Source organism: Kitasatospora sp. NPDC092286 (assembly GCF_044755565.1).
GTDB lineage: Bacteria > Actinomycetota > Actinomycetes > Streptomycetales > Streptomycetaceae > Kitasatospora.
In genome coordinates, this window is sequence record NZ_JBIVRD010000026.1 from 41828 (window position 1) to 66371 (window position 24544).

Here is a 24544-nt window from a genome sequence, read left to right on the forward strand (position 1 = left end):
CTACCGGCTGGCTTCCCGGCGTCCGTCCCCGCCGTCCTTCTCGCCCTCCCCGTCGTGCGTCCTGCTGCCGGCCCCGGCTCTCCCGGTGCCGCCGTCCTGGTCCGTCGTCGGGGCTCCGGCGAGCAGCACGTCCAGCAGCCGGATGGCGGCAGCCTTGTCCAGCGGGTCGTTCGCGTTGCCGCATTTGGGCGACTGCACGCAGGACGGGCACCCCCGCTCGCACTCGCAGGCCGCGATCGCCTCCCGGGTGGCCGTCAGCCACTGCACGGCCCGCTGGAAACCGCGTTCGGCGAAGCCGGCCCCGCCGGGGTGGCCGTCGTAGACGAACACGGTGGGCAACTGGGTGTCGGGGTGCAGCGGCACCGAGACGCCGCCGATGTCCCAGCGGTCGCAGGTGGCGAACAGCGGCAGTAGGCCGATCGAGGCGTGCTCGGCGGCGTGGGCGGCACCGGGGAGCTGGTCGAGCGGGATGTCCGCGTCGAGCAGCTGGTCCTCGGTGACGGACCACCAGACCGCGCGGGTGCGCAGTGTGCGGGGCGGCAGGTCGAGCTTGGTCTCGCCCATGATCTCCCCGGTCGAGATCCGCTTGCGGAGGTAGCCGACCACCTGGTTGACCACCTCCACCGAACCGAAACTGAGCCGGCCCTCGCCCCACTCGACCGAGGTGTCGGTGGAGAGCACGGAGACGGAGGTGATGTCGCGGGCGGCCGTCGTGTAGGGCGGGTCGGCCGGTTCGACCAGAGCGACCGAGCTTTCCAGGTCGAGCTCCCGGACGAGGTAGCTGCGCCCCTGGTGGAGGTGGACGGCTCCGGTGTGGACGGTGGTGTGGGCGGCGGAGGCGTCCACGGTGCCGAGCAGACGGCCGGTCGGGGACTCGACGATCTGCACCGGGTTGCCCCCGCTGCCACGCAGGTCGACGGCGTCGGCGGCGCGTTCACGGCGGGTCCAGTACCAGGAGCCGTCGCTGCGCCGGCGCAGTAGCCCGCGCCGTTCCAGGACGGGCAGCAGCGGGGCGGTGGAGGGGCCGAAGAGGTTCAGGTCGGCATCGGTGAGCGGAAGTTCGGCGGCCGCGGCACACAGATGCGGGGCCAGGACGTGCGGATTGTCGGGGTCGAGCACGGTGGCCTCGACAGGTGTGGCGAACAGCGCCTCGGGGTGGTGCACCAGATAGGTGTCCAGCGGGTCGTCACGGGCGATCAGGACGGCGAGCGCGCCCTGGGCCTCGCGCCCGGCCCGTCCGGCCTGTTGCCAGAGCGAGGCCCGGGTACCGGGGTAGCCGGCCATCAGGACGGCGTCCAGACCGGAGATGTCGACGCCGAGTTCGAGAGCGGAGGTGGAGGCGAGTCCGAGCAGTCGCCCGGTGTGCAGATCGCGTTCGAGGGCCCGGCGTTCGTCGGCGAGGTAGCCGCCTCGGTAGGCGGCCACCCGGTCGGCGAGCGGGCGCCCGAGCCGGTCCTGGGCCTGGAGCGCGACGAGTTCGGCGGCCCGGCGGGAACGGACGAACACGACGGTGCGGGTCTGGTTCTCGACCAGGTCGGTCAACAGGTGGGCGGCCTCGGCCGTGGCCGTCCGCCGGACGGGCGCGCCGTGCTCGCCGACGTTCTCGGTGAGCGGCGGCTCCCAGAGTCCGAAGACCACCGGGCCGCGCGGAGAACCGTCCTCGGTGACCGCCTCGGCGGGCAGTCCGGTGAGCCGTCGGGCGGTGGCGGCCGGGTCCGCGGTGGTGGCCGAGGCGAGCAGGAACGTGGGCGTGGAACCGTACCGGGCGCAGATCCGGCGCAGCCGCCGCAGCACTTGGGCGACGTGCGAGCCGAACACGCCCCGGTAGCTGTGGCACTCGTCGACGACCACGTACCGCAACGCCTTGAGGAAGGAGGCCCAGCGCGGATGGGCGGGCAGGATGCCGCGGTGCAGCATGTCCGGGTTGGTGAGCACGTATGAGGCGTACTGGCGCACCCACTCGCGTTCCTCGGGCGGTGTGTCGCCGTCGTAGAGGGCGGGCCGGACCCGGGGCGGGGCGAGCTCGGCGGCCCGGCGGCGCTGGTCGGCGGCGAGCGCCTTGGTGGGGGCCAGGTACAGGGCGGTGGCACCGCGCCCGTTGCGGGCCTCGGTGCCGTCCAGCAGGTCGCTGAGCACCGGGGCCAGGTAGCCGAGCGACTTGCCCGAAGCGGTGCCTGTGGCGATCACCACAGTATGGCCGGATTTGGCCAGATTCATCGCTTCTGCCTGATGAGCCCAGGGCTGCTCCACGCCCAGAGCCAGGGCGGAGGCCACGATCTCGGGCCGGATCGAGTCGGGCCACGGCGAATAACGGGCGGGTCGGGCGGGAAGGTGCTCCGTATGGGTGAGTCGGTCGGACCGCCCCCTGGTGGTGGACAGGGTCGTGAGCAGTGCCTCGGGCAGGCTGTGTCGGGGCGGCATGAGGACCCAGTGTGTCACCGGCGTGACGCAGAATCGTCGTAAGCCATCGTGCGGGCATGGTCGCAGGTGGTTGAATGTGGCCGTGACGGCCGTACGGCCGGGGGTCGCAGCGCTGAGGCTCGCCACGCGTTGGCTGGGTGTGTCCGGCGTTCGTGACCATGCGGTGACGGCCGTCCGGCCGAGGATCGCAATGACGTAGCAAGGCAAGGTGCTGGAGGTTCCGTGGACCTGTCCCTGTCGACCCGTACAGTCGGCGACCGCACGGTCGTCGAGGTTGGCGGCGAGATCGATGTGTACACCGCCCCGAAGCTGCGCGAGCAGCTGGTCGAGCTCGTCAACGACGGCAACTACCACCTCGTCGTCGACATGGAGGGCGTGGACTTCCTCGACTCGACCGGTCTGGGCGTGCTGGTGGGCGGTCTCAAGCGAGTGCGCGCCCACGAGGGCTCGCTGCGCCTGGTGTGCAACCAGGAGCGCATCCTGAAGATCTTCCGTATCACCGGCCTGACCAAGGTCTTCCCGATCCACACCTCGGTGGACGACGCGGTCAACTCGACCGACTGACGCGGCCGGGCCGGCCCAGCGGCCGGCCCGCCCGATTCACGCGTCCGGGGTGCCCGGGGCCCTGTGCCCCGGTCGCCTCCGGTCGCCCCGGGGCCGGTGGAGACCGGCCCGTACGGGCCGCATGGTCGGCCCCGGTCGGAGTACCCCGAGGGGGAGAGATGGCAACCGTCGAACTTCGATTCAGCGCGCTTCCCGAGCACGTGCGTACGGCCCGGCTGGTCGCCGCGGCAGTCGCCAGACGTGCCGGCGTCGACGAGTCGGTGCTCGACGAGGTGCGGCTCGCCGTGGGTGAGGCGTGTTCCCGTGCCGTCGGCCTGCACCAGCGCGGTGGCATCACCGGCGCGGTCCGGGTGGCGCTCACCGACCAGGAGAAGCGTTTCCTCATCGAGGTCGAGGACGAAGCCGGTCCCGCTACCGTCCCGCCTCCGGGTGCGACCGAGGGCGCGGACCCGGACGAGGACACCCTGGGCCTCGCCGTCATCACCGGCCTGGTCGAGGACCTGGAGGTCACCAGCGGAGCCGGTGGCGGCCTGATCCGGATGAGTTGGCCGGTTTCGGTCGACGCGGTGACGGTCTGATCCAGCGGCGTCGGCTCGTTGGGTCCCGGCCCGCCAAGCACCGGCCTGCCAAGTACCGGCTCGCGAAGCACTGACCCGCCGAACGCCGACCTGCCGGGTACCGGCCGGCCGAGCGCTGGTCCCGGGTATCTGTTCACGGCTCGCTGTCGTGCCTTGCCTTGCTCTGAGCCGGTGCCTGCTCTCGACCGCCTCCCCGGCGCTGATGCCATTGCTCGGCGTTCTGGCCGGACCGGGACGGTCTCGCGCTGCCGTCCGTACCGGTGCCCGGGGGCTGTGGGCGGGGCAGACGACTGGGCAGGCGGTCCGAATCCGGGGTGGGCGGGCCTGAACCGGCGCCCGGCGCGGAGCGGGTGGCCGAATACGGGCGGGAACCGGGGGCGGTGCGGCGGCCGTGTAGGTTCGCAGTTCGACGACCGAAACCGAAAGGGCTTCTCCGGTGAACAAGCGACTGCTGGCCGTACCCGCGCTCGGCGCGCTGCTCGCGTTCGGCGCCGTCGGCTGCGGCGACGACAACAGCAAGCAGCTGGAGTCCTGGGCGGCGAACGTCTGCGGCGCGGCCAAGGACCCGATCGCCCAGGCGCAGACGGCACTCGCGGACACCGGCCAGGTGAAGACCGGCGAGGCCCCGGGCGACCTGCAGAAGCGGCTCTCGACGGACATAGGCCGCCTGGCCAAGACCAACCAGGACATCGCCGCCGCCATCAACTCGGCCGGAGCGCCCAAGGTGGACGACGGGGCGAACCTCCAGAAGGACACCGTCGCGGAGCTCAACAAGGCGGCGGACGGCTACCTGGACGTCCAGAAGAAGGTGGACGCGCTGCCCAATACGGACCAGGCGAAGTTCGCGGACGGGTTGCGCAGCGTCGCCGACCAGGTGCAGCAGCTGGCCTCGCTGTCCACCCAGGCGCAGGCCAAGCTGCAGCGCGGCGAGCTCGGTGCCGCGATGGCCAAGCAGGAGGGCTGCAAGCCGGGCGCGGCCGGTGCGGCCCCGACCACCGGGGCGAGCGGCACCCCGGCCACTGACGCCCCGGCGAGCGGTGCCCCGGCCACCGACGGCGCCGGCGGAACGCCCGCCCCCGGCGCCACGGACGGCACGAGCCCGGCCACGAGCCCCACCGGGACGGACACGGGTGCGGCGTCGACCCCGCCCGCACCCGCCCCCTCGGCGAGCTGAGGTCCGCTGGGGACCTGTCGAGACTCGCCGGGGCCGCCGGGGCCGCTGACTGCGGAGACCCGTTGAGACTCACTGAGACCCATGGAGATCCGTTGAGGCCTGCCCAGGCGGGCCCGTTCGGGCGTGGCCCGGCGAGCGGTCGGCGGCGGCGGGTCGGGAGACAATGGCGGGGTGATCAGTAGCCCCGTTCTCGACCAGACCCGCCTCGCCAAGCTGCGCGAGGCACTGCTCGCCGCCTCGTACACCGCCGACGGCTGCCTCGGCCTGCTCGGGCCCACCGGGTACGCGGCGCTGGCCCGCAGCGAGGCGGTCCCGGCGCTGCGCGCCACCCGCGGCGGCAGCCCGCTGGAGACGCTGGTGCGGCTTTTCCTGTTGCAGCAGCCCGTCCCGTACCGGGCGGCCGCTGCCGCCCTGCCCGTCGAGGACTGCTTGGCCGACGGCTGGCTGCGTCCGGACGGCGACCTGGTGCGAGCCACCGTGGACATCCGTCCGTACGCCAATGAGGTCGCCGGCCTGCCGAGTTCGGACGCCTGGGTGGTCTCCGACCTGGGCTGCGCGGTCGGCGGCGCGGGCGGGATCGGCTCCGGTGAGACCGCGCAGGGAGTGGCCCGCAAGGATCTGGTGCTCGGGGTGGGCGGCGCGTCCACCACGCTGGCCAACCTCGCCGTGCGCCGGCCGGTCCGGGCCGCCCTGGACCTCGGTTCGGGCTCCGGCGTGCAGGCGCTGCACGCCGCCCGGCACGCCCAGCGGGTCACCGCCACCGACCTCAACCCCCGCGCCCTGCGGTTCACCGAACTGACCCTCGCGCTCTCCGGTTTCGACAACACCGAGACCGCCGTAGGCAGCCTCTTCGAGCCGGTCGGGGAGCGGAAGTTCGACCTGATCGTCTCCAACCCGCCGTTCGTGATCTCGCCCGCCAGCCGCTTCACCTACCGGGACGGCGGGATGGCCGGCGACGACCTGTGCCGCAGCCTGGTCCGCACCGCCGCCGCCCATCTGGAGCCCGGCGGCTACTGCCAGCTGCTCGCCAACTGGCAGCACGTCAAGGGCGAGGACTGGCACGACCGGCTGGCCGGCTGGGTCGCGGGCACCGGCCTGGACGCCTGGATCGTCCAGCGGGAGGTCCAGGACGTCGCCCAGTACGCCGAGTTGTGGCTGCGCGACGGCGGCGACCACCGCGGCCCCGGCGGCGACTACCAGGCCCGGTACGGGGAGTGGCTGGACGCCTTCGAGGCGGGCCGGGTCGAGGGCATCGGCTTCGGCTGGATCACGCTGCGCGCGGGCGGCGCCGACCGGCCGACCGTCCGGGTGGAGGAGTGGCCGCACCCGGTCGAGCAGCCGCTCGGTCCGCACATCGAGGAGTGGTTCGACCGGCAGGACTACCTGCGGACGCACGACGACGCGGGGCTGCTCGCGGCCCACTACGTGCTGGCCGACGAGGTCGTCCAGGAGCAGGTCGGCGCGCCCGGGGCGGAGGACCCGGAGCACGTGATCCTGCGGCACAACCGGGGCATGCGGCGCGCCACCAAGGTGGACACGGTGGGCGCCGGCTTCGTCGGGGTCTGCGACGGGACGCTGTCGGCCGGCGAGATCGTCGACGCCATCGCGCAGTTGCTCGGCGAGGACCGGGTGGTGCTGCGGGACCGCGTACCGGAGTCGCTGCGGCTGCTCACCGAGCAGGGGTTCATCCGGCCCGTGGACTGACGAGCGTGGACTGACGAGTCCCGCGGTCCCCGGCCCGGGCCGGCCGCTCGGGCCGGGGGCCGGTTCACCTCACCGTAGCCCCTGGTTCGTCCGTCGGCCGCCGAGCGGCTGCCTCCCGTTGGCCCCCGACTGTGAGGCTCTGTCCACAGGCTGTGGACAGAGCTGGGGGCGCGGGGTTGGAGACGACGACGGCGACGGTGGGCGGCATCGTGCTCGCCCTCTTCGGCAGCGCCCTGCTTCTCTGGTGCGCCGCCGAAGTGCGCCTTCGCCACCTCGTGCGCCGCCGGGGCGTGCCCGCGGTCGCCACCGTGGTCGTCGAGGCCCACGCACACGGCGAGCTCGACAGCGCGCCGCTGCTCTCCTTCTCCGCGATGGCATCGGTCGGCGGCCCCGGGGCGGGCCGGTGCGCCGAGGCGGTGCTCACCCGGCCGCGCGGCCACACCCCGCTGCGCCGCCCGGTCCGCTTCTCGCCCGGCACCGCGGTGCGGATCTCGTACGATCCGCGCCGCCCGTCCCGGGCGGTGCTGGCGGCGGCCGAGACGGGCCGTGTCGCGCTGACGGACCTGCTCTGGAGCTCGCTCGGCGTCGGCAGCCTGGCCGCCGGCGCCTGCCTGCTGGCTGTCGCCGGCACGGTCTGACAGGCATCCGTCGTACGGTCCGGCCCGTCCGGTGGGCATCCGTCGCAGGGGGCCGGCGCGGTCCGGCGGGCGGCCGTCGTACGATCCGTCACGGGCCGGTGGACGGCCGTCGCACCGGCCGTCCCGGGTGACGGGCGGCCCACCGATTATTTGTTGACAGATTTTGAAATCCGTCATTCCATCCTTCGGAACCCGCCGAAGCCCCCCTCCACGGGGCGCGATCCTCCATCATCGGGTTACCGTTCGAGTGGCGTCGGTCGGCCTAGCCGGTGAAAAAGCGGGATCCGTCCGTTTGACAAGGGTGGCCGGGGTACGGTCACACTCCGCTGGTGGGGTCGTCGTACAGCGGCAGCCCCGGGACGGTGGAGGGGTCGGGCGGAGCGCAGCCCGTGCTGCCAGCGCCGACCAGCTCACATAACGACCGGGAGAGAAGAGCGAAGGTGTCCCCGAGCAGCGAGACCGCGCACGGACAGCGACTCGTCATTGTCGAGTCGCCGGCCAAGGCGAAGACGATCAAGGGCTACCTTGGCCCCGGCTACATCGTCGAGGCGAGCGTCGGGCACATCCGCGACCTGCCCAGCACGGCGGCCGAGGTACCGGACAAGTACACCGGCGAGGTACGCCGCCTCGGCGTGGACGTCGACCACGACTTCGCGCCCATCTACGTGGTCAACGCGGACAAGAAGTCCCAGGTCAGCAAGTTGAAGTCGTTGCTCGCGGAGTCCGACGAGCTCTTCCTCGCCACCGATGAGGACCGCGAGGGCGAGGCCATCGCGTGGCACCTCCAGCAGGTGCTCAAGCCCAAGGTGCCGGTGCACCGGATGGTGTTCCACGAGATCACCAAGACGGCGATCCAGGAGGCCGTGGCCAACCCGCGCGAGCTGAACCAGCGCCTGGTCGACGCCCAGGAGACCCGCCGCATCCTCGACCGTCTCTACGGCTTCGAGGTCTCGCCGGTGCTGTGGAAGAAGGTCATGCCGAAGCTGTCGGCGGGCCGCGTGCAGTCCGTCGCGACCCGTCTGGTGGTCGAGCGCGAGCGCGAGCGGATGGCCTTCCGCAGCGCGTCATACTGGGACCTGGTCGGCACCTTCGGCACCGGCCGCACCCCCGCGGACGCGGCCAACCCGGAGACCTTCGGCGCCCGGCTCGCCACCGTGGACGGCAAGCGGATCGCCAGCGGCCGCGACTTCGGTTCGGACGGCCGGCTGAAGAGCGCCAGTGCGAACACGCTGCACCTGGACGAGCAGGCCGCCCGTACGCTGGCCGCCGCCCTGGAGCAGACCGCCTTCGCGGTGCGCGCCGTCGAGTCCAAGCCCTACCGCCGCTCGCCGTACGCGCCGTTCCGCACCACCACGCTCCAGCAGGAGGCCAGCCGCAAGCTGGGCTTCGGCGCGAAGCGGACCATGCAGGTGGCCCAGAAGCTGTACGAGAACGGCTTCATCACCTATATGCGTACCGACTCCACCACGCTGTCGGACACCGCGATCGCGGCCGCCCGCGCGCAGGTCACCCAGCTCTACGGTGCCGACTACCTGCCGGACGCGCCGCGGACCTACGCCAGCAAGGTCAAGAACGCGCAGGAGGCGCACGAGGCGGTCCGCCCGTCCGGCGACCGTTTCCGCACCCCCGCCGAGACCGGCCTGAGCGGTGACGACTTCCGCCTCTACGAGCTGATCTGGATGCGGACCGTCGCCTCCCAGATGAAGGACGCGGTCGGTCAGTCCGTCACCGTCAAGGTCGGTGGCGCCGCCTCGGACGGCCGGGACGTCGAGTTCTCCGCCTCCGGCAAGATCATCACCTTCCACGGCTTCCTCAAGGCCTATGTGGAGGGTGCCGACGACCCGAACGCCGAGCTGGACGACCGCGAGCGGCGCCTGCCGCAGGTCACCCAGGGGGATCCGCTCTCCGCCGAGCAGCTCACCCCCGAGGGCCACGCCACCAAGCCGCCGGCCCGCTACACCGAGGCCTCGCTGGTCAAGGAGCTGGAGGACCGCGAGATCGGCCGCCCCTCCACCTACGCCTCGATCATCGACACCATCATCGGGCGCCGCTACGTCTTCAAGAAGGGGACGGCGCTGGTGCCGTCGTTCCTCTCCTTCGCCGTGGTCAACCTGCTGGAGAAGCACTTCGGCCGGCTGGTCGACTACGACTTCACCGCGAAGATGGAGGACGACCTCGACCGGATCGCGGCCGGCGAGGCGCAGTCCGTGCCGTGGCTGAAGCGCTTCTACTTCGGTGAGGGCGAGGGCCACGCCACCGGCGGTGCCGCCGAGGCCGGCAACGGCGACGGCGACCACCTGGGCGGGCTGAAGGAACTGGTCACCGACCTCGGCGCGATCGACGCCCGGGAGATCAGCTCGTTCAAGGTCAGCGACGACATCACGCTGCGGGTCGGCCGCTACGGCCCGTACGTCGAGCGGGCCTCCGTGGTGGACGGCGAGCCCGGCCAGCGCGCCGACATCCCGGACGAGCTGCCGCCGGACGAGCTGACGGTCGAGCTGGCCGAGGAGCTGCTGGCCAAGCCCAGCGGGGACTTCGAGCTCGGCCCGGACCCGGTCAGCGGCAACATGCTGGTCGCCAAGGACGGCCGGTACGGCCCGTACGTCACCGAGATCCTGCCCGAGGGCACGCCCAAGACCGGCAAGAACGCCGTCAAGCCGCGCACCGCCTCCCTCCTCACGACGATGTCGCTGGACACCGTCACCCTGGAGGACGCGCTTCGGCTGCTCTCGCTGCCGCGCGTGGTCGGGGTGGACCCGGAGGGCGTGGAGATCACCGCGCAGAACGGCCGCTACGGCCCGTACCTCAAGCGCGGCACCGACTCGCGCTCGCTGACCAGCGAGGAGCAGATGTTCACGGTCACCCTCGAGGAAGCCCTGGCCATCTACGCCCAGCCCAAGCAGCGCGGCCGGGCCGCCGCCGCGCCGCCGCTCAAGGAGCTGGGCACCGACCCGGTCAGCGAGCGCCCGGTGGTGGTCAAGGACGGCCGCTTCGGGCCGTACGTCACCGATGGCGAGACCAACGCGACGCTCCGCAAGGACGACGAGGTCGAGACCATCACGCCCGAGCGCGGCTACGAGCTGCTCGCCGAGAAGCGGGCGCGCGGACCGGTGAAGAAGACGGCGAAGAAGGCCCCGGCCAAGAAGGCGACCGCGAAGAAGACGGTCGCGAAGAAGGCCACCGCCACCAAGACGGCGGCGGCCAAGACCGCGGCCACCAAGACGACGGCGACGAAGACGGCGACCAAGACGACGGCGAAGGCCGCGGCCAAGAAGACGGCCACCAAGAAGGCCGCCGCGGGCAAGACCACCGTCACCGACGAGGGCTGACCCTCCGCCAGTGGCACCGGGCCCGCGCCTCCGCTCCGGAGGCGCGGGCCCGCGCCGTGTGCGCGGAGCGTCACAACCGTGCAATGACCGGGATCCGGAACCCCGCTCACCCTTTTGCGGCAAGCGCCGACCGCTACGCTGACCGTATGACGAGCGAGGAGCAGCCCACCCCCAGCGCCGCCCCGGCCGCCAGAGCCGGCGCGCCCGACCTTCCCGAGGTCGCGCCCGCCGGGACCCCCGGTGAACGGGCCCGCGCGCTGCTGCGGACGCGCCCGTACCGCCGGCTCTGGACCACCCAGCTGATCGGGGGCACCGCCGACCGGCTCGGTCTGCTGGTGCTGCTCGCGCTCACCGTGACCGCCGCCGCCCTCGGCGGCCAGTTCGGCGACCTGCCGCGCAGCCTCGGCTTCGCCGTCGCCGCCGTCTTCGCCGCCCGGCTGGCCGCCACCGTGCTGGTCGGCGCCGCTCTGCTCGGCCCGGTGCACCGACTGCTCACCGGCCCGCTGGACCGCCGCTGGACGCTGTTCGGCGCGGACGCGCTGCGCGCCGTGCTGATCGGCGTCGCGCCGTGGTGGGTCGTCTGGCTGGGCTCCGGCCCGAAGCCCTCCGGCGGTGCGACGTACGTCCTGCTCGCCACCGTCTTCCTGACCGGGGCCGCCGAACGCGTCTGGGCGATCGCCAAGGCCGCCGCCGTCCCCGGCCTGCTGCCGCCGGGCAACCCGTACGCTCCGGCCGCCGAGCAGTGCCCGTCCGCCGCCAACCTGGAGACCGTCCGGACGCTGGACCGGCGCACCGGCTGGGCCACCGTGCCGGTCGCGGCCGCCGCGCTGATCGCGCTCACCCTCGTCGGCAACATCTTCGCGGCCCTCGGCTCGGACTGGCTGCGCGCCCACCAGCTCACCTTCGCCGCCCTCGGTTCGGCCGCCCTGTTCACGGCCTCGGCCGTCCGGGTGTACCTGCAGCAGCTGTCCGGTGGTCCGGTGCCGGTCGCCCCGCACTCGCCGCTGCAGGGCCTGCACGCCCCGACCGACGCGACGCCGGGCCCCGCCCTGAACAAGGGCCGCACCGGCTCCGCCCCGTACTTCACCTTCTCCGTCGCCGCCGGGTACGCCTCGATGGCGGGCGTCGCCGCGCTGGCGCTGCTGACCGCCGCCGAGCACCGGGCCGGGCCGATCGGCTACGGCCTGCTGGTGCTCGTCGCCGCCGCCACGCCCGCGCTCGGCGCCCGGCTCACCCGGGCCACCCTGCCCGCGCTCTCCCGCCGCCGGCTGCTGGCGCTGGCGCTGCTGACCGAGGGCGTGGCGCTGATCCTGGCCGGCCTGGTGCTGGACTTCGTCCTCGTCCTGCTGCTGACCGTGCTCGCCGGGCTGGCCGCCGGGATCACCGTCTCGGCCGGGCGTACCCTGCTCGCCCAGGAGGTCGAGGAGGCCCGGCTGCCCAAGGTCACCGAGCACCTGCACGCGGTGCTGCGGGCCGTGGTGGGCACCGCGCTGGTTGCCGTCCCGCTGATCGCCGCCGCCTACGGGGACGTCGAGTACGGCCGGATCGAGCCCGGCTCGTTCACCTTCATCCACGGCGGCGCGGCCCTCGCGGTGGCCACCACCGGGCTGCTGACCCTCGTCCTCGCGGCCGTCGTGCTGCTCAAGACCGACGACCGCCGGGGCACCACCCCCTTCGTCCGTGAGCTGGTGGACGCCGTACGCGGCGGCACCGGGCTCGCCTCGCACCGCACCACCGGCACCGGCTTCTTCATCGCCCTGGAGGGCGGCGACGGCGCCGGCAAGTCCACCCAGGCCCAGGCGCTCGCCGAGTGGATCCGGGGCAAGGGCCACGAGGTGGTGCTCACCCGCGAGCCCGGCGGCAGCCCGGTCGGGCAGCGGCTGCGCGGCCTCGTCCTGGACGTCGGCAACACCGGACTGTCGCACCGCGCCGAGGCGCTGATCTACGCCGCCGACCGCGCCGAGCACGTCGAGAACGTCATCCGGCCCGCGCTGGCCCGCGGCGCCGTCGTGATCACGGACCGGTACATGGACTCCTCCATCGCCTACCAGGGCGCCGGCCGCGACCTGGCCGCGACCGAGGTGGCCCGGATCTCGCGCTGGGCGACCGGCGGACTGGTGCCCGACCTGACCGTCGTCCTGGACGTGGATCCGAGCAGGGCCCGGGAGCGGTTCACCGAGGCGCTGGACCGGCTGGAGTCCGAGCCGACCGAGTTCCACCAGCGGGTGCGGTCCGGCTTCCTCGCCCTGGCGGCCGCCGACCCGGCGCGCTACCTGGTCGTCGACGGCAGCCAGCAGCCCGCCTTCGTCACCACCGCGATCCGGCACCGGCTCGACCGCGAGCTGCCGCTCTCCGAGCAGGAGAAGGCCGCCCGCGTCGAGCGGGAGCGGCTGGCCCGCGAGGAGGCCGAGCGCCGCGCCGCCGAGGAGGCCCGGAAGAAGGCCGAGGCGGAGGCCGCCGAGCGCAAGCGGCTGGAGCTGCTGGAGCAGCTCCGGGCCGAGCAGGCGGAGAAGGAACGGCTGGCCAAGGAGGAGGCCGAGCGGGTCGCCGCCGAGGCCGCCCGCAAGGCGGCCGAGGAGGCCCGGCTCCGGGCGGAGGAGGAAGCCCGCCGGCAGGCCGAGGAGGAGGCGAAGCTGCGGGCCGCTGAGGAGGCCCGGCTGGCCGCCGAGGCCGCCGAGCGCAAGCGGCGTGCCGAGGAGGCCGCCGTCCAGGCGGAGCTCCAGCGGCAGCGCGATCTTCAGCGCGAGGAGCAGCGGCGGCGGGCCGAAGAGGCCCTGCAGCGGGCCGAGGAGGCCCGGCTGGCGCAGGCCGCCGCGCTCGCCGCGGCCGCTGCCGCCGCCGAGAGCACGGCCGACCGGGCCGACCGGACGGCTCCGGGGGACGCGGTGACCACCGAACTGCGGGTGGTGAAGGACAGTGACGAGGCCACCCAGGAGATCTCCGAGCGGGACCGCCGGGCGGCTGCCCGGGCGGCCGAGGAAGCGGAGGCGGCGAGGGTCGCAGCGGCCCCCGCGGCCGACGAGACGGCGAAGCTGCCGGTCGTTCCCGCCGCCGCGGCCGACGAGACCACCGTGCTGCCCCGGGTGCCCTCGGCGGACGCCGACCGGACCGCGGTGCTGCCCCGGGTCGAGCCGGACCGCCCGGCCGACCGCCTCCCGCCGGGCCTCTGGCGGGAGGAGCCGGCCGACAGCACCCGCGAGCTGCCGGTGGTCGAGGAGCAGCCGCCGGCCACCGAGCCGCGCCCCCGGCCGTCCTGGGCCGAGGAGACCCCGATGGACGACCTGCCGAGCCTCACCGACACCCTGCTCGGCTCGCGCGACGAATGGGCCCGCTGGAACCAGGGCGGCCCGGCCGACCAGCAGGGCCCGCAGGACCAGGGTGCGCCGTACGGCGGCCAGGGCGGCCAGGGTGGTCAGGGCGGCGGGGCCCGGAGTGGCGACAGGGGTGAGGGCAAGGGCAAGGGCCGTCGCTGGGGCCGCCGGGGCTGACCCGGCCGGGGGTCACCCCCGGGGCGTTGGGCGTAGGACGCGGGCGGTGCGGTCGGAGCGGGTCTCCGGCGGCGCCGCCCGCTGTCGTGGCGGGCACGTATGCTCGACGGCGGGGAAGAGCGCCGGGAGCGCAGCCGTACCGAGCTTGGGAGCAGCAGTGGCCGTCTGGGACGACCTGGTGGGTCAGGACCGGGTGGTCGAACAGCTGACCGCCGCCGCCCGGGCGGCCGGAGCGGCGGTCGCCGCCGGGCGCGGTGCCGCACCGGAGCCGGGCACCAACGCCTCCCTGATGACACACGCCTGGCTGTTCACCGGCCCGCCCGGGGCCGGCCAGACCACCGCCGCCCGCGCCTTCGCGGCCGCCCTGCAGTGCACCAGCCCGGACCTCGCGCTCGGCGGCACGCCCGGCTGCGGGTTCTGCGACGGCTGCCACACCGTGATGGCGGGCAGCCACGCCGACGTCAAGTACGTCCGCACCGACGGTCTGTCGATCGGCGTCGGCGACATGCGCGCCCTCGTCCTGCGCGCCTCCAGCTACCCGACCGGCGGCCGCTGGTCGGTGATCCTGGTGGACGCCGCCCACCGGCTGACCGAGGCCGCCGCCAACGCCCTGCTCAAGGGCGTGGAGGAGCCGTCCCCGCGCACCGTCTGGCTGCTCTGCGCGCCCTCGGTCCAGGACGTACTGCCGACCATCCGCTCACGCTGCCGCCTGCTGGTGCTGCGGACGCCCGCCGCCGAGGCCGTCGCCGACACGCTGGTACGCCGCGACGGCGTCCACCCGGAGACGGCCCGGCTGGCCGCGCTCGCCGGGCAGGGGGACGTCGACCGCGCCCGCCGGCTGGCCGTCGACGAGCAGGCGCGCAACCGCCGGACCGAGGTGCTGCGCATCCCGCTGGAGGTCGGTGACATCGGAGGCTGCCTGGCGGCCGCCCAGCGCCTGGTCGACACCGCCAAGGCCGACGCCGAGGCGCTCGCCGAGACGCAGGACGCCAAGGAGACCGACGACCTGAAGGCCGCGTACGGCGCGGCCGAGGGCAGCAAGGCCCCGCGCGGCATGGCCGGGGCGGTCAAGGAACTGGAGAAGCGGCAGAAGAGCCGTGCCACCCGGACCCGCCGGGAGACGCTCGGCGTCGCCCTGCTCGACCTGCTCGGCTTCTACCGGGATGTGCTCGCCCTCCAGCTCGGCTCGACCGGTGCGCTGGCCAACGAGGACCAGCGCCAGGCCCTGAACCGGGTCGCGGCGGCCGGTCCGCCGGAGGGCACGCTGCGGCGGATCGAGGCGGTGCTCGCCTGTCGGCGGGCGCTGGACCGCAACGTCGACCCGCTGCTCGCCGTCGAGGCGATGACGGTGGCCCTGCGGGCGGGCTGAGGCCGGTCCGGGACCGCCGGGCCCTCGCCGGTCCGGCCGGGCTGCTGGGCCGTCGGGCCGCCGGGTACGGCTTCACGTCCTATCCGTTGTCCCACCTTCGAGTGAACGGGCGGTACGCGCCGGGCACACCCGCGTGTGACCGTCGGGTCGTCTTGCACGCTGGGGGCCGACTGCGCCCCGACGCCGGGGCCGTCGCGTCCCGTACGGCGCCGGCCGGTCCGGTGTCCGGCCCTCGTCCCGAGGTGGTGCGTCCCATGGTCCGTTCGCTCCTCGTCGTTCCCCTGCTGGCCGCGGCCGCCGTGGGCGGTGTCTGGCTGGCGCGCGGTGCGCTGCTGCGCTGGCGCGACCTGCGGGCCGCCGAGACGTACGAGCTGACCAGCGACCGGCGGCCGATGCTGCTTCGGACGCTCGGGGCGATGGCGTGCGGGGTCTGCGTCACGGCGCTGACCCTGCTGACGGCCTTCGGGGTGCTCGGCAGCCTCGGCGGACCGGACTCGGGGCAGGAAGGGGCACAGCTCGCCGTCGAGGACGAGGCCGACTGGGGCGCCGGGACCGTCGGTGGCGGCGCCCGGCAGGCAGCGCCGCCCGCAGCCGGGGTCCCGGCCCCCGACCCCGCCGCGGTCCCCGAGGCCGCTCCTCCGCCCGCCGCCGCCCAGGTGGTCAGCCGGTTCGACAGCGTCGGCCACCCGAGCGGCGGCGAACTGCTGCAGTCCGTCGTTCTCGGCCCGGACGGGCAGCCGCGCAACGTCCGGGTCTGGCTGCCCGCGCAGTACGCCAATGACCAGAACGCCCGTTTCCCGGTGGTGGTGATGCACGCCGCCACCCCGCGCAAGACCGCCGACGCCGAGGTCCCCGACGTCTTCGACGGCCTCAGCTCCGCCGTCCAGACCGGCAAGGCCCGCCCGTTCATCCTGGTCGCCCCCGAGGCGCCGAACGGCACCGCGCACCCCTGCGACCTGGTCGCCGCCGCCCCGCAGGCCGTCGCCGACGACGCCACGCTGCGCTCGGCCATCGCCGCCGCCTTCCGGACCCTGCCGCCCGGCCCGGCCTCCTGGGCCGCCCTCGGCGTCGAGGGCGGCGCGCCCTGCGCCGCGGCCGCCGGGCTGGCCCGCCCCGATCTGTACGGCGCGGCCGCGGCGATCTCCGGGCGGTACGACACCGCCGCGCTGGCCCGGACCGGAGCCGAGGCGCCCGCCGACGCCGCTCCCCGGCTGCTGCTGGCCGCCGCCAAGGCGGACAGCGCGGGGCTGGACGCGGCCCGCAAGCTCCAGGCCGCGCTGCGCGGCGGCACCGGTTCGGCGGCCCGCGCCGATGTGCGGATCTCCGACAATGTGCAGGACTACTCGCCGGAGCGGGAACGGCTGCGGCTGGTCCGGCAGGCGGCCCAGTACCTGGCCGAGACGCTGGCCAAGGCATCCTGATCACCGCTGCGGCGGCCACCACGCTTCGCGGTACCCGGGCGGTCCCGGGGCCACCGGACTCGAACACCTGAGGGGACCAGATGAAGGCCACGAAGCACGCCCCGGTCGCGAGGCAGGCCCCGGCCGTGGGACGTGCTCCGGGCATGAGACGCGTTCCGGCCGTGCGACGTGTTCCGGTGGCGAGGCACGCCCTGGCGGCCGTGCTGGCCGCGGCCGGGATGCTGGCCGGGGGGTGCAGCTCCGCCTCCTCCGGGCCGGAGGCGCCCCCCTCGGCCGCCGCCGGGCCCGCTGCCGCCGGCTCCGGCTCCGGCCCGGCTTCCCCCTCCGCCGGGGCGTCCCGCCCCAGGGTCACGCCGCTGGAGCCGCTGCCCGCGGCCGTGCCCGCCGCGCTGGCGTCGTACTACGGCCAGCGGCTCGCCTGGCAGCCGTGCGACGAGGGCTTCGAGTGCGCCACCTTCCGGGTGCCGCTGGACTACGACCACCCGGCGGGCGGGGACCTCGTCCTGGCGGCCGTCCGGGTCCGGGCCGAGTCGGTCGAGCCGGGGGCGCCGGGCGCGTCGGGGGTGTCGAAGGGACCCGAGGGATCGGTGGGATCAGGCCGCCGGCTCGGCTCGCTGCTGCTCAACCCCGGCGGCCCCGGCGGCTCGGCGGTCGATTACGTGAAGGCCGTCGCCGGGACGTACGACAGCGGTGTGCGCGCCCGGTACGACCTGGTCGGCCTCGACCCGCGCGGGGTCGGCCGCAGCAGCCCCGTGACCTGCCTGAGCAATCAGCGGATGGACGCCTACACCGCCGTCGACACCACCCCCGACGACCAGGCCGAGACGGACGCCCTGGTGGCCGCGGACAAGGAGTTCGCCGAGGGCTGCGAGGAGCGGGCCGGTGCCGAGCTCGGCCACCTCGGTACCGTCGAGGCGGCCCGCGACATGGACGTGCTGCGGGCGCTGCTCGGCGACGAGCGGCTGAACTACGTCGGCAAGTCCTACGGCACTTTCCTCGGAGCCACCTATGCCGGGCTCTTTCCCACCCGGACCGGCCGGATGGTGCTGGACGGCGCGATGGACCCGTCGCTCGACTCGCTCGACGGCAACCTGACCCAGGCCGGCGGCTTCGAGACCGCCTGGGCGGCCTTCGCCAAGGACTGCGCCAAGCACGAGGACTGCCCGCTCGGCCGGACCGAGCAGCAGGTCGGCGAGCAGCTCACCGCCCTGTTCAAGTCGCTCGACACCCAGCCGCTGGTCACCCCCGACTCCGGCCGCCTGCTGACCGAGTCCCGGGCGACCACCGGCGTCATCCAGGCGATGTACGCCGACTTCCTCTGGCCCGATCTGCGTGCCGCGCTCGCCGAGGCCAAGGCGGGCGACGGCACCGGTCTGCTGAAGCTGTCCGACTCGTACTACGGACGCCGCCCGGACGGCTCGTACCCCAACCTGATGTTCGCCAACACGGCGGTGAACTGCCTCGACCTGCCCGCACCGTTCACCGGCCCGGCGGAGGCCCAGCAGGCGGTGCCCGCCTTCGAGCGGACCTCGCCGCACTTCGGCCGCGACATGGCCTGGATGGCGCTGACCTGCACCTACTGGCCGGTCAAGGCCACCGGCGCCGCGCACACAGTCCGGGCCGCCGGCGCCCCCCCGATCGTCGTCGTCGGCACCACCCGCGACCCGGCCACCCCGTACGCGTGGGCGCAGTCGCTGGCCGGGCAGCTGCAGTCCGGCCACCTGCTGACCTACGACGGCGACGGCCACACCGCGTACGGCCGCCAGAACGCCTGCGTGGACGACGCCGTCAACGCCTATCTGCTGGGGGGTGGGCCGCCCGAGAAGGGGAAGCGCTGCGGGGGCTGATATTCGCTTCAACCGCCGCCCGGTGCGAAGTTACGATGAGCGCCCGCCACCCCCTGCCGCACCCCACACCCTCATCGGAGCGCACCGTGCTCGGAGTCAACGACCTGGCGACGTATGTCCTCGGCGCCCTCGTCATCGTCCTTCTCCCCGGCCCCAACTCCCTGTACGTGCTGTCCGTCGCCGCCCGCAAGGGCGTCCGGACCGGCTACACCGCGGCCGCCGGCGTCTTCGTCGGAGACCTCACTCTGATCAGCCTCACCTCGCTGGGCGCCGCCTCGCTGCTGGAGGCCAACCCGGCCGTCTTCGCCGTGGTGAAGTTCGGCGGCGCCGCGTACCTGCTCTGGATCGGCATCGGCATGCTTCGCGCCGCCCGCCAGCTCTGGCGCGAACGCCGTGCCGACGACCCCGCCGCAACCGCTGCCGGGCCCGCCCCGGAGGCCGTCGAGCGCCCGTTCCGCAGGGCCCTGGTGATCAGCCTGCTGAACCCGAAGGCGATCCTCTTCCTGCTCTCCTTCTTCACGCAGTTCGTGGACCCGTCCTACGGCCGGCCCGCCCTCTCCTTCGCCCTGCTCGGCGGCGTCCTGCAGACCTTCAGCCTGCTCTACCTCTCCATGCTGATCTTCGCGGGCACCACCCCTCGCCACCGCCTTCCGCCGGCGCAAGCGGCTCTCCGCAGGCCTCACCAGCGGCGTCGCCGTCCTCTTCGCCGGCTTCGCCGCCAAGCTCGCCGTCTCCTCGACCTGAGCCCCGCCACTGTTACCCGGTACGGATCACCTCCGAACCTGTGTAGACTTGCCGCCGTTGCCGCTGCACTGCGTCAACGGTGCCGCCTTAGCTCAGTTGGCCAGAGCAACGCACTCGTAATGCGTAGGTCATGGGTTCGAATCCCATAGGCGGCTCAGAATCGGCCCAGGTCACATAGCCCGTGACCTGGGCCTTTGTTGTTCCTTGGCTGGCCGTCAGGCGTCGGCAGCGTGCTACAGGACCGCTTGCGTGAGCGATGCGTGAGCACGGGTGTTGATCTCGGTCCGACCCCTGGCCTTCTTGGCCTTGGACTTCTCCTTCTTCGCGGCCTTCCGCTGGAGGGGCGAGCTTCGCGGCGGCCTCGGCGGCATCCTTGGCGATCTCGGGCAGGACGCTGGTACTTCTCCGCCTTCACCACCCCTACCCACGCCCGAGCCGAACTGCGAGCCGCCGCACCCTCGCGCGCAGGACGACTGACCGCTTCGCCGCCCATGTGCAGGCCACCGTCCTCGCCCAGGTCGAATTCCGCTGGCCAATCGCCCTGCCGAGCCCTCACCGAAGCCGCCCAGCAATGGGAGCTGACCGGCGCCGACCGACCCCGTCGAAGTCCTCTTCTGGTGCCTGCACCACGCCACCAACGACCGCATCGACCAACGCGCCCGCATCGCGCTCACTCGCAGCGGCCGTCGCGCCACCACGACGACCGCACTCACGACACCCGCCGTGCAGACCGACACCAAGGCTGCCAACAACCGCACCCGCCGAACGCCAACCCGGCAAGGAGAAGCAGATACGCCGGGCCTCGCCCGAGCGCCGACAGCGCTGCGGGCGGCCACCAGCTGATGGCCGCCCGCAGGGGCTCCGTCAGTTCTTGAGCGTGGCGTTCAGATATGCCTGCACCGGCTCGAAGATCCCGTACGGCACGTACTCGGGGATCTCTGGAAGCGCCACCCACGCCAGTGCGTCCAGTTCTCGTGGGTCACCGACGGCAGCGGCGCCGCTGATGATCTCGCAGACCGTGTACGACATCCACCGGCCAGTTTCTGGGTGAACGCGCTCGCCGAGGACCTTGATGGCAGCCACGTTCATCCCCGTCTCCTCCGCGGTCTCGCGGACAGCCGCTTCCTCGGGAGACTCGCCGGGCTCGATCTTGCCCGCTGGGAACTGCCAGGAGAGCTGGCCCTCGCTGACCCGGCGCCGGACCATCAGCACCCGACCCTCTCGGATCACGACCGCGGCAGCGACACCTGGCGGTCCGTCCGAAGCCGGGAGCATCGGCTACTCCCTCCCCGTCACTGAGGCCGCCATGGGGCGGAGCAGGTCGAGGACGTGGGTCCAGTTGTACTTGTCGCGGCCCCCGCCGGCCTTGGGCTTGTGGGGGACGTAGTCACCGATCAGGACGCCCATCGACCGGAGCCGGGCCAGGCTCTCCCCGTACGCGGGGTGGGCAGCCTGGGCGGAGTTGACGTAGGGCTGGACGGCTACGGGGATGCCGAGGCCGTACGCCTCGCAAAGGATGCCGAGTGCGAGGGTGTCGGAGATGCCGGCGGCCCACTTGTTGATGGTGTTGAAGGTGGCCGGGGCGACGGCGATGGCGTCGGCCGGGGGCAGCGGCTGGGGGATGCTCGGCGTGCGCCAGGCGGAGCGGATCGGGTAGCCGGTCTGGGCTTCGACGGCTTCCTGGTCTATGAATCCGAGCCCGTTCGGGGTCGCGATCACGCCGACTCCCCAGCCCTCGGCATGGGCAGCGGTGATCAGTTCGCCCACTCCGTCGGCGATGCCCGACGCGCAGACGACGACGTAGAGGAACGGCTCGCGGTGCTCGGTCAAACCTGGACTCCCAACTCCTGGCAGAAACGGCGAAGCTCCGGGACGGCGCCGCGCCGGTCGCGAGCGGCCATGTCACCGGCCAGCTCGAGCACGCTGGGCCGTCGGCGGATGTCCTCCGAGGCACAGCTCTCCGCGATCCTGAGCGCTTTGTATCCCTCGGCCAGTCTGCTCTGCTGGCTGTAGGCCCGTGCAGCCTCCACCCACAGTGCTGCCCGGCGCTCGGGGACCGGGATGCGCCTGTGCATCAGGGGCCGGGCGGCTTCCAGCGCCGCTCCGGCGTTGCCCAGGACGACCGAGGCGCTCACCGAGTGAAGTGCGACGTTGGTCGGACTGAAGTTCGCCCAGGCTTCGGGGCCGTCGAGGTCGACGTAGCGCGCGACCTCATGAGCCTCGGCGAGGAACTCGGCGGTGGTTGCACGGTCGCCGCCGGCGCTCGCCGCCGTAACGCCGCGAAGGAGCATGAGCCCAAATGCGGCGAGGTACTCGGGCGGGCGCCGGTCGTAGCTGCCGGAGAGCTGGTCGGCAGTGTGCCGGATGAGGGTGACGGCGGGCGCGGTGTGCCGGTCGCGCGCGAGGACGTGCGCCTGGACGCGGACGCTGGAGGCCATCACGACGGGGTCGGCGCTCCGTTCGGCTTCGGCCATGGCACGGCCGACCGCCAGCCAGGCGTTGCCGTGGTCACCGAGCTTGAGCAGCAGGCTGACCGCAGTCTGGTACGCCGTCGCGAGGAGGCCGGACAGGGCCTGATCGCCGCCGCGGGAGGCGTCCTGGGCCTGGCGAAGGTCGGCGATCAGCGACGGCAGCGCGCCTTCGAGTTCGGCGTACCGGCAGGTGTAGAAGAGCCTCCGGGCCTGGGCGAGCCGGGCCGCGAGTGCGGCCTGGGGCTGTGGCGCGTGCTCAGCTGGAACGGGTCCGGGCAGCAGTGCCTGGACCAGCTCCATCCCCACGCGAGGAGTAGGTGTCGGGGCCGCGAGCGCGACGACGCTCGCGGCCAGGAAGTTGCGACGGTGCATGTCGTCCGTCCTGCTGTCCGCACTGGTATGGGAGGACAGGCCGAGGCTTCCCAGCGGGATGTCGAGCACGGTTGCGACAGCGCGCAGGACATCGATGTCCTGCGTCCCCTTGCCGCTCTCCAACCGGCTGATCTTCGACTGGTGGTAGCCCAGTTCGGTGGCCACATCCGCCTGCGACCGACCGCTCAACACCCTTGCGCGGCGAATTACTTCTCCGATCCCGCCCGCTGCGGAGTGTCCTTTGGCCGTCTGCGACATGGCTGCTCCTGCCAATGCTGATCCTGCCTGGTGAGCCGAGCGTAGCCACACCAGGACAACCCGGCATGCGCGATCTGCATGGATCACGCACGCGGAGCCCATGCCCTAACCATGGTGCATCGAGGCAGAGTTGTCTGGTCGTCAGCAGCTCGACCACCCTCGCGGCTCGCGATTCCCCGCTCCCGCATGACCGAGGCCCATCTGCGGACTCTCGCATGCGCGGCTCCACCCAGTGGCTAAGGAGAAGCGCCGATGACCCTCCGCTCGGACGCCCAGAGAGGCGGCACCATGCACCAGCGGGACGCGGACGCAGTGGCCGTTCCTCTCGCTTCGGAAGACGGCCGGGCGTCGAACACAACCGCGAGCCCCTCAGACCGCGCCGCCGCGCGTCGCGAGCGCCTCGCCACCGCCAGCAGCCACGCCCGAGAGGTCCTCGACCGCCACCAGTTCGAGGACGGCCGGTGCAGCGACGGCTGCGGCCCCTGGCCGTGCAACAGCGTTGTCGACGCGGTCCAAGCCTGCGATGGTGACCAGTGACCGCCTCCACTCACGCCCGACGTATTTCGTTCATCGGCACCAGGCGCGACCACGTCCCGCCGGCCCGGGACGCCGTCGTCCGAGTCGCCCGCTCGTGGGGGATCGACCCGACTTCGTTGGGCGACATCGCGCTGGTCGCCGACGAACTGCTCGCCAACGCGGTCATTCACGCGCCAGGAAGACTGCTGGTCGGCATCCATCTCTCCCCGGACGGCGACCGGGTGGTGATCGAGGTCTACGACCCGTCGCGCCGGATGCCTACTGGGGCCGCCAACTTCGGCAACGACGAACTGACCACCGGTCGAGGCATGTTGCTCATCGAGGGCCTGTCGGAGACCTGGGGCGCAGAGCCGACGACCCATGGCAAGAAGGTCTGGGCCGAAGTGTCGGTGCCCGCTGTCGCGGTACCCGAGCACCATCGCTCGGCCCGAAGAGCGGCACTCATCGCCAGCCTCGTCCGCACCGACCGTCCCAGGCCCCGTCCCCACGCGCCCGCCTGGCCAAGCGCCCGCGCGTACAGGTGGTTCTCGAGGCACCGCTCGCCGCGCGCCTACCGACTCCGCCCGTGCTAGTCCAGGCACACCGGCCGGGCGGTGACGGGGGTCGGCCGCTCTTCCCCCGGGAGCGGCCGACCCCACCCTGTGCGACTCGCTTGGTCCTGCCGTGCTCTACCCGAACTTAGCTCTACGGAAGGATGGATGGATGAGTGACTGGGAGTTCGTGAAGGACAGAACGGCCACGCAAGGCGCGGTGTGGAGGTCGGCTGACGGCCTGCTCTACAAGCGGACTGGTGGCGAGGATCTGCGGGCGGAGACCGAGTTCCAGCAGCTGGCCGCCAGCCTCGGCTACCCGGTGCCGGAGATCGTCGACAGCGGCTCGGAGGACGGGCGCTACTTCGTCGTCGAGCGTGCCATCGGCGACACCTCGCTGCACGAGGAGGCGCTGGCCGACGCCAGGCGGGACGGTCAGGTCAGCTACCAGGTGATCAGCACGGCGGCCGCCGTCGCGTCGAAGCTCCTGCAGGCCCAGGCGAGGCACCCCCTTCCTGCCACACCGTGGTTCGAGAAGGCGGCCTTCGAGGCCGAGGTCTTCGAGGAGAACCCGGACTTCGACACCCCGCGCGTCCACGAGGCGGTCAAGCATGCGCTCGACCGGCTGGCCCGGCTCCCGATGGTGCACGGGCACCTGGACTACGGCCTGCCCAATGTTCTTCAGGCCGGGGTCATCGACTGGCAGCACCACGGACCGGTCCCGCTCGGCTACGACGTCTACCCCGCGCTCGACATCGTGGCCTTCAAGGGCGGCGGCAAGGGCTACAGCATCACCCCGGAACAGCGCACCGCCTACACCGCCGCTCTCGACGAGACCACCGCGTCCCTGATCGGGCAGCGGGTCAGCGAGCACCTGGGCGACTTCCTGCTAGTCAAGTGCTTCTTCTTCCTCGCGCTCATGCGGCCCACCGACCCTACGCGGAACGACAAGCACATCAAGTGGCAGTACCGCCGCGTCCTCTTCACGATGGGACTTGATCAGTATGAGTCGGGCAACACGATCGACACCGGCACCTTTCCCACTCTGGAACGGTTCACCGCTGAATACCGGTAGGCCGGTTCCCACCGTCCGCGACCG

At 73.1% G+C, this 24544-nt stretch carries 17 protein-coding genes, 1 tRNA gene and 1 pseudogene; 14 read left to right on the forward strand and 5 right to left on the reverse strand.

Annotation, left to right across the window (positions count from 1 at the left end):
• Entirely contained in the window at positions 1–2421 is a 2421-nt protein-coding gene (locus ACIQIB_RS25005; protein WP_400760712.1) for a DEAD/DEAH box helicase, read from the reverse strand.
• A 222-nt stretch (positions 2422–2643) separates the two neighbouring features.
• On the opposite strand from ACIQIB_RS25005, the gene bldG reads away from it, so the two are divergent.
• The 12 genes and pseudogenes from bldG (at position 2644) to ACIQIB_RS25065 (ending at position 19432) form a co-directional block, all read left to right on the forward strand.
• The gene (bldG, locus tag ACIQIB_RS25010; RefSeq protein ID WP_148644090.1) at positions 2644–2985 is read left to right on the forward strand and encodes an anti-sigma factor antagonist BldG; all 342 of its coding nucleotides are present in this window, start codon (positions 2644–2646) and stop codon (positions 2983–2985) included.
• 158 nt (positions 2986–3143) lie between these two features.
• Positions 3144–3563: an ATP-binding protein gene (locus ACIQIB_RS25015; RefSeq protein ID WP_363604108.1), complete on the forward strand. Its 420-nt coding sequence runs from the start codon at positions 3144–3146 to the stop codon at positions 3561–3563.
• A 436-nt stretch (positions 3564–3999) separates the two neighbouring features.
• Positions 4000–4737: a small secreted protein gene (locus ACIQIB_RS25020; RefSeq protein WP_363604110.1), complete on the forward strand. Its 738-nt coding sequence runs from the start codon at positions 4000–4002 to the stop codon at positions 4735–4737.
• A 171-nt stretch (positions 4738–4908) separates the two neighbouring features.
• Complete coding sequence (locus ACIQIB_RS25025) at positions 4909–6441, forward strand: methyltransferase (RefSeq protein WP_400760715.1); 1533 nt, start codon at positions 4909–4911, stop codon at positions 6439–6441.
• Positions 6442–6617: 176 nt separating this feature from the next.
• Positions 6618–7079, forward strand: a complete 462-nt coding sequence (locus tag ACIQIB_RS25030) for a DUF3592 domain-containing protein (RefSeq protein WP_400653458.1) — start codon at positions 6618–6620, stop codon at positions 7077–7079.
• 440 nt (positions 7080–7519) lie between these two features.
• The gene (gene topA, locus ACIQIB_RS25035) at positions 7520–10408 is read left to right on the forward strand and encodes a type I DNA topoisomerase (RefSeq protein ID WP_400760716.1); all 2889 of its coding nucleotides are present in this window, start codon (positions 7520–7522) and stop codon (positions 10406–10408) included.
• A 146-nt stretch (positions 10409–10554) separates the two neighbouring features.
• On the forward strand, positions 10555–13896 hold the full coding sequence (tmk, locus tag ACIQIB_RS25040) for a dTMP kinase (protein WP_400760718.1): 3342 nt from the start codon (positions 10555–10557) through the stop codon (positions 13894–13896).
• A gap of 157 nt (positions 13897–14053) precedes the next feature.
• Entirely contained in the window at positions 14054–15265 is a 1212-nt protein-coding gene (locus ACIQIB_RS25045) for a DNA polymerase III subunit delta' (RefSeq protein ID WP_400760720.1), read from the forward strand.
• 254 nt (positions 15266–15519) lie between these two features.
• Positions 15520–16686 carry a hypothetical protein gene (locus tag ACIQIB_RS25050; RefSeq protein ID WP_363604118.1) on the forward strand — a complete coding sequence of 389 codons (1167 nt, stop codon included), beginning with the start codon at positions 15520–15522 and terminating at the stop codon, positions 16684–16686.
• Between the two features lie 143 nt (positions 16687–16829).
• On the forward strand, positions 16830–18533 hold the full coding sequence (locus ACIQIB_RS25055) for an alpha/beta hydrolase (protein WP_400760722.1): 1704 nt from the start codon (positions 16830–16832) through the stop codon (positions 18531–18533).
• An 86-nt stretch (positions 18534–18619) separates the two neighbouring features.
• Positions 18620–19277, forward strand: a pseudogene (gene leuE / locus ACIQIB_RS25060) (leucine efflux protein LeuE).
• A gap of 81 nt (positions 19278–19358) precedes the next feature.
• A tRNA-Thr gene (locus ACIQIB_RS25065) sits at positions 19359–19432 on the forward strand.
• Positions 19433–20141: 709 nt separating this feature from the next.
• On the opposite strand, the gene ACIQIB_RS25070 is transcribed toward ACIQIB_RS25065, so the two are convergent.
• From ACIQIB_RS25070 to ACIQIB_RS25085, 4 genes are all read right to left on the reverse strand, one after another.
• Positions 20142–20552 (reverse strand): NUDIX hydrolase, encoded by a 411-nt coding sequence (locus ACIQIB_RS25070; RefSeq protein ID WP_400760724.1) that lies wholly within the window; start codon positions 20550–20552, stop codon positions 20142–20144.
• Between the two features lie 3 nt (positions 20553–20555).
• The gene (locus tag ACIQIB_RS25075) at positions 20556–21107 is read right to left on the reverse strand and encodes a flavoprotein (RefSeq protein WP_400760726.1); all 552 of its coding nucleotides are present in this window, start codon (positions 21105–21107) and stop codon (positions 20556–20558) included.
• The gene (locus tag ACIQIB_RS25080) at positions 21104–22378 is read right to left on the reverse strand and encodes a helix-turn-helix domain-containing protein (protein ID WP_400760729.1); all 1275 of its coding nucleotides are present in this window, start codon (positions 22376–22378) and stop codon (positions 21104–21106) included. The genes ACIQIB_RS25075 and ACIQIB_RS25080 overlap by 4 nt, the downstream gene beginning before the upstream one ends.
• A gap of 369 nt (positions 22379–22747) precedes the next feature.
• The gene (locus ACIQIB_RS25085; protein WP_400760730.1) at positions 22748–22894 is read right to left on the reverse strand and encodes a hypothetical protein; all 147 of its coding nucleotides are present in this window, start codon (positions 22892–22894) and stop codon (positions 22748–22750) included.
• Between the two features lie 17 nt (positions 22895–22911).
• Between ACIQIB_RS25085 and ACIQIB_RS25090 the strand changes: the two genes are divergently transcribed.
• Together ACIQIB_RS25090 and ACIQIB_RS25095 are read left to right on the forward strand one after the other, a co-directional pair.
• Entirely contained in the window at positions 22912–23487 is a 576-nt protein-coding gene (locus ACIQIB_RS25090; protein ID WP_400760732.1) for an ATP-binding protein, read from the forward strand.
• A gap of 130 nt (positions 23488–23617) precedes the next feature.
• The gene (locus tag ACIQIB_RS25095) at positions 23618–24520 is read left to right on the forward strand and encodes a phosphotransferase (protein WP_400760734.1); all 903 of its coding nucleotides are present in this window, start codon (positions 23618–23620) and stop codon (positions 24518–24520) included.
• Positions 24521–24544 lie beyond the last annotated feature (24 nt).

Excerpts from the sequence above, each read along its gene's own strand:
- ACIQIB_RS25005 (WP_400760712.1), bottom strand. The coding sequence starts at position 2,421 with ATGCCGCCCCGACACAGCCTGCCCGAGGCACTGCTCACGACCCTGTCC.
- ACIQIB_RS25015 (WP_363604108.1), top strand. The coding sequence starts at position 3,144 with ATGGCAACCGTCGAACTTCGATTCAGCGCGCTTCCCGAGCACGTGCGT.
- tmk (WP_400760718.1), top strand. The coding sequence starts at position 10,555 with ATGACGAGCGAGGAGCAGCCCACCCCCAGCGCCGCCCCGGCCGCCAGA.
- ACIQIB_RS25050 (WP_363604118.1), top strand. The coding sequence starts at position 15,520 with ATGGTCCGTTCGCTCCTCGTCGTTCCCCTGCTGGCCGCGGCCGCCGTG.
- ACIQIB_RS25055 (WP_400760722.1), top strand. The coding sequence starts at position 16,830 with ATGAGACGCGTTCCGGCCGTGCGACGTGTTCCGGTGGCGAGGCACGCC.
- ACIQIB_RS25070 (WP_400760724.1), bottom strand. The coding sequence starts at position 20,552 with ATGCTCCCGGCTTCGGACGGACCGCCAGGTGTCGCTGCCGCGGTCGTG.
- ACIQIB_RS25080 (WP_400760729.1), bottom strand. The coding sequence starts at position 22,378 with ATGTCGCAGACGGCCAAAGGACACTCCGCAGCGGGCGGGATCGGAGAA.
- ACIQIB_RS25095 (WP_400760734.1), top strand. The coding sequence starts at position 23,618 with ATGAGTGACTGGGAGTTCGTGAAGGACAGAACGGCCACGCAAGGCGCG.